Source organism: Anaerosporobacter sp., from assembly GCF_965301125.1.
Genome location: NZ_CBDLAM010000034.1, coordinates 22,848 through 26,884, shown reverse-complemented (window position 1 = coordinate 26,884; position 4,037 = coordinate 22,848). Strand labels below are relative to the sequence as shown.

General features: G+C 33.6%; 6 protein-coding genes. 5 read left to right on the top strand and 1 reads right to left on the bottom strand.

Annotated elements, in window-relative coordinates; genetic code table 11:
• The 5 genes from ACW2QF_RS05790 to ACW2QF_RS05770 form a co-directional block, all read left to right on the top strand.
• Nucleotides 1-218 (top strand): KH domain-containing protein (locus ACW2QF_RS05790; RefSeq protein WP_455715050.1); only part of this gene is annotated, 218 nt, incomplete at its 5' end.
• 86 nt (nt 219-304) lie between these two features.
• Nucleotides 305-814, top strand: a complete 510-nt coding sequence (rimM, locus tag ACW2QF_RS05785) for a ribosome maturation factor RimM (RefSeq protein WP_455715049.1) — start codon at nt 305-307, stop codon at nt 812-814.
• A gap of 15 nt (nt 815-829) precedes the next feature.
• Nucleotides 830-1,582 (top strand): tRNA (guanosine(37)-N1)-methyltransferase TrmD, encoded by a 753-nt coding sequence (gene trmD, locus ACW2QF_RS05780; protein ID WP_455715048.1) that lies wholly within the window; start codon nt 830-832, stop codon nt 1,580-1,582.
• A 26-nt stretch (nt 1,583-1,608) separates the two neighbouring features.
• Nucleotides 1,609-2,073, top strand: a complete 465-nt coding sequence (locus ACW2QF_RS05775) for a methylated-DNA--[protein]-cysteine S-methyltransferase (RefSeq protein WP_455715047.1) — start codon at nt 1,609-1,611, stop codon at nt 2,071-2,073.
• Nucleotides 2,074-2,251: 178 nt separating this feature from the next.
• Nucleotides 2,252-3,121 carry a DegV family protein gene (locus ACW2QF_RS05770; RefSeq protein ID WP_455715046.1) on the top strand — a complete coding sequence of 290 codons (870 nt, stop codon included), beginning with the start codon at nt 2,252-2,254 and terminating at the stop codon, nt 3,119-3,121.
• Between the two features lie 130 nt (nt 3,122-3,251).
• Here the strand turns inward: ACW2QF_RS05770 and ACW2QF_RS05765 are convergent, their stop codons facing one another.
• Nucleotides 3,252-3,755, bottom strand: a complete 504-nt coding sequence (locus ACW2QF_RS05765; RefSeq protein WP_455715045.1) for a GNAT family N-acetyltransferase — start codon at nt 3,753-3,755, stop codon at nt 3,252-3,254.
• Nucleotides 3,756-4,037 lie beyond the last annotated feature (282 nt).

Below are 4,037 nucleotides of genomic sequence, written 5' to 3'. Positions count from 1 at the left end.
TTGTTGAGGTAATAGCTACAGCATTAGTAGATCATCCAGAAGAGGTAGTTGTAACAGAAAACGAAACCGATAAGGCAATCATTGTAGAATTAAAAGTAGCAGCAGATGATATGGGGAAAGTTATTGGCAAACAAGGCCGTATTGCGAAAGCAATCCGTACCGTTGTTAAAGCAGCTGCATCAAAAGATGATAAGAAAGTAATTGTTGAGATACAATAATAGAAGTTAGATTAGTACAATGATTACAGAGGGTGTCTTGGTCGCAGACACCCTTTTGAATATAATCCCGTAATAGGAGGAAATAGATGGACAATTTATTACGTGTGGGTGTTATCAGCTCAACTCATGGAATTAAAGGGGAAGTTAAAGTTTTTCCAACGACAGATGACTTAAATCGTTTTAAGAAATTAAAGAAAGTTATATTAGATACAGGAAAAGAACAAATTGATATGGAAATCTCGGGTGTCCGTTTCTTTAAACAAATGGTAATTGTTAAGTTTAAGGGATATGACAACATTAATGATATAGAGAAATATAAAGGTAAAGATCTTCTTGTTACTAGAGAAGATGCTGTTAAACTTGAAGAAGGAGAATACTTTATCTATGACTTAATTGGTTGTGCTGTAGTTACAGATGAGGGTGAAGACTTTGGAACATTAGAGGAAGTTTTACAAACAGGTGCAAATGATGTATATGTTGTAAAGACAGGTAATGGGAAAGAAGTTTTATTACCAAATATCGAATCTTGTATTCTTGATGTGAATCTTGAAGACAAGAAAATAACGGCACATATATTGGAAGGCTTAGTTGATTAATAGGAGGAAATAGAGATGAATTATCATGTGCTTACTCTATTCCCAGAGATGATTGAGCAAGGATTGAATACAAGCATATTAGGGCGTGCTAGGGAAAAGAATTTGATTACGTTGCAAACAACGAATATTAGAGATTTCTCAGAGAATAAGCATCTTAAGGTAGATGATTATCCTTATGGTGGCGGTGCTGGTATGGTAATGCAAGCGGCCCCAGTATACAAGGCATATGAACATGTTAAGAATCAGATTGGAAGTGAGAAGCCACTTCGTGTAATTTATCTTACACCGCAAGGAAAAGTATTTACACAAGAGATGGCACAAGAGTTCGCCAAAGAAGAAAATCTTGTTTTTTTATGTGGCCATTATGAAGGTATTGATGAACGTGTCCTTGAAAAAATAGTTACCGATAACGTATCCATTGGTGATTATGTATTAACAGGAGGAGAGCTTCCTTCTATGGTTATGATGGATGCCATATCAAGATTGGTACCTGGTGTACTTAATAATGATGTATCGGCTGAGATCGAATCATTTCACGATAATCTGTTAGAATATCCTCAATATACAAGACCAGAAGAATTCATGGGAGAGAAAGTTCCAGAAGTTTTATTATCGGGACATCATGGAAATATAGATAAATGGCGAAGAGAACAATCTGTAATTCGTACTGCGAAGAGAAGACCAGATTTATTAAGTGGAGCGAATTTAACAGAAAAGGAAAAAAGAATTGTCAGGGAAGTTTGTGGGAGTGATACTAATCTAGATTAAGTTGTTGTCTAAAGGAGGAGAAAATTGTGATAGCAAGAGTACATTATAAAAGTCCAGTAGGTATGTTATGTATCGAAGAAGAGAATAATGTTATTATATCGCTATGTCTAGATACAAGTGAAGAAACTTCAACTGACAAAGAGACAGCAATATTAAAGAAGGCTACGAATCAGCTTGAAGAGTATTTTAATGGGAAGAGAAAAGAGTTTGATTTACCTATTAAAATTAATGGCACAGATTTTCAACAAAAGGTATGGAAAGCCCTTCAGACTATCCCATATGGAGAAACTTGTAGTTACAAAGAAATAGCTGAGAAAATTGCTAATCCAAAGGCTTCAAGAGCTGTTGGCGGTGCAAATAATAAAAATCCTATTATGATAATTGTGCCTTGTCATCGAGTGATTGGTACCAATGGTAGTATGGTGGGGTTTGGCGCAGGAATAGGCGTCAAGGAATATCTATTGAACTTAGAGAGAAAATATAAGTTGTGAAATAATGTATAATGTATATTCATTTTTAGATAATTTTTATCTTTTTACACTTGCATATTTATATTGAATAATATACCATTACTGTTATAAGTATTTTTATGCACTTATATAATGCTATATTTGATATGGAATATAGGTTCAGCAAGTGTACGTGGAGAAAAAAATAGGATGGTGTAGAATGAAAAAAATAGCAGTTGTAACAGATAGTAACAGTGGTATAACGCAGATGGAGGGTGAAAAGCTTGGTGTATCCGTATTACCAATGCCTTTTTATATAAATAAAGTACTATATTATGAAGGTATCACATTATCCCATGAACAATTTTATTCTAAACTAGAAGAGGGTGCAGAGATTTCAACATCACAGCCAGCACCTGGAGATGTAATGGATTTATGGGAATCTCTTTTGGAAGAATATGATGAAATTGTTTATATACCGATGTCAAGTGGATTAAGTGGTTCATGTGAAACTGCACAGATGTTAGCAGAAGATTTTGATGGAAGAGTACAAGTTGTTGATAATCAAAGAATTTCTGTCACACAAAGACAATCAGTACTTGATGCAATTGAACTTGTAAAATCAGGAAAATCTGCATTAGAAATAAAAGAATATCTAGAATCTGTTAAGTTAGAATCTAGTATCTATATTACGTTAGATACACTGAAATACCTTAAAAAAGGTGGTAGAATAACACCAGCTGCAGCAGCAATTGGTACAGTATTGAATCTAAAACCAGTATTACAGATTCAAGGAGAAAAACTGGATGCGTATTCAAAATCCCGTGGTAAAAAACAAGCAAAAAAGGTTATGATTGAAGCAATGCGTAAGGATATGGAAGAACGTTTTGGATGCACAGAAGATAATCAAAACATTCATCTTCAAGCTTCTTATGCAGGTAATGAAGAAGAGGCATTATTATGGAAAGAAGAATTAGAAAACGAATTTCCTGGATATAAAATTCATATGGATCCTTTATCATTAAGTATTGCCTGTCATATTGGATATGGTGCATTAGCAATTGCTTGCTCGAAAAAAAATCAATTATAAATCTAGAAGTATATAGAAGATATTATTCATACAAGAATATTGATAAAGAAAAGACAAGCTTCAATCAGAATTGATACTTGTCTTTTCTTTATTATCTTTAATTTAGAGAACTTAGCCTAGGATTTTATATCTATTCTTTTGTGTAAGCCATGTCATATAGATCCCATTTTTCATCTTTGTAATCAAAGAATGCAGGGTGGAATTTTTCGTCTATTAGACCTACTGATTTATAGCAATTATGTGCAGCTTCATTGTTACCAAATACGGCTAGCGTAACACGGGACATATTTAAGATTTTAGTAGCATATTGAATTGCAAGAGAGACCATCTCCTTACCATATCCATTGCCACGACAAGTATTATCGACAACAATGAAACCAAGGTGAATACTTTGCTTTTGATAGTCAGCGTTACGCATGAAGAAATGTCCCACAGGTGTACCAGATTCATCTAAAGCAACAAATATAAAGGCATTAGGATCTTCATCAGTACGGTTTTTATATTCAATGATTTGTTCTATAGTAAGCGGATATGTAAACTTATTGGCGCTCCACATTGTGAAGGACTTTTCATCTTGAAGCCATTTTAACAAATAAGGGGCATCACATAATTTGAAAGGTCGTAAACGTAACATAGTAATCCTCCGATAACAGATATTTTTGATAACTTATCTTGCTATGTTAACATAAAAGATAACTAAATGCAAAGTACAATCATATAATCTAGTATGAATATTTGACATTTAGGATTATTAGAATTACAATCTAATTGATAATCTATGCAAATGAATAGGAGATACCAATGCCAAAACAAACATTTTTTAATTTACCACCAGCAAAACAGAGAAATATTGTATATGCTGCTCTTACAGAGTTTACGAATAAAGGATATTTGCTTGGCAGTGTAGGAACTATAG